General features: G+C 52.2%; 1 protein-coding gene. It reads right to left on the reverse strand.

Annotated elements, in window-relative coordinates; all coding sequences use genetic code 11:
- Positions 1 to 441 precede the first annotated feature (441 nt).
- A partial coding sequence (locus AC1DUU_RS32715; RefSeq protein ID WP_476787435.1) for an amino acid permease occupies positions 442 to 1063 on the reverse strand: 622 nt, incomplete at its 5' end.

Raw genomic sequence — 1063 nt, forward strand, 5'->3', positions numbered from 1 at the left:
GTACTTGAGATGACCTATGTCACCCGCACTTCTTCCATCGAGATGACTGTGTTTGAGTATTGTCTGTGAAAAATCTTTCTTCAACATACTGAATCATTATGCAAAACATTGATCGCATCAATTTCCGATATACTGGGCGACCCTGTCTGGACAATGTTGTGGGGCGCAATTGCCAGCCGCTAGGCAGCCTTGGGCAATAGATAGGGGCACTTGGGCTATGCCCTGCCTGGCTAAGCAGGAGCAGAGCTGTCTGGCGAGGGAAGAAACTTTTTAGAGCCGCGCTTCTGCGCGTATCGCCAAGGAAGCAATCGTCAGTTGCCGCGCGGCCGCTTTAGAAGGTGTGAAAGGGTCTAAGATTAGCCTTCAAACAGAAAGACCCTGGCGGAAATGAGATCCGCCAGGGCCTTGCGATACCAAGGGCTATGTAGGCAATGGTGCCTTTTACATGCTGCTTGCTGCCAGGAGGTGCCCGATATAAATCGTCACGCCACCGGTAAGGAGCACAACGTATGGCAGAATGCCCGCGCGCTTCTTGATCAAGTTCTTACCGTCCATCAAGTCTTCCTGCATCCAATCGGGAAAGCGGCCACGATCAGTGACGTAATGTCGAAAGAGGAAAATTGGAATGATGCCTGCGGTGATCAGGAGGCTGGTAAGCAATGCGCGCTCACCCCAAAAATCAGCTCCCCACCCCATGATGAGAAGATTGAGATAGCCACAAACTCCCCCTACCCAAAGCAACCAAGTTGGGCACCGATAGGGTCGAGGCGCATCAGGCCGATCCATCCGATGTAGCCAGCCAGCCTGCAGGTTTAAGAACACGAAGATCATGTAGGTGGTGTTGGCCAGTACGATCAGGAACACGTAGTCCGAGAGCATGAGCAAAAAGGCGTTGAAGATAAGATCGGTCCACATGGCTGCCACGGRAGCGCCGTGACTGTTGAGCTTGGACAAATATTTGGGCAGCCAGCCATCATGAGAACCTTGATACAAGGTACGCGACGACCCTGCCATTGCAGTCATGATCACCAGCGCCACGGACAAGACGAGCATTGTCATAATT

The organism is Aminobacter sp. P4_H6_2, from assembly GCF_056400805.1.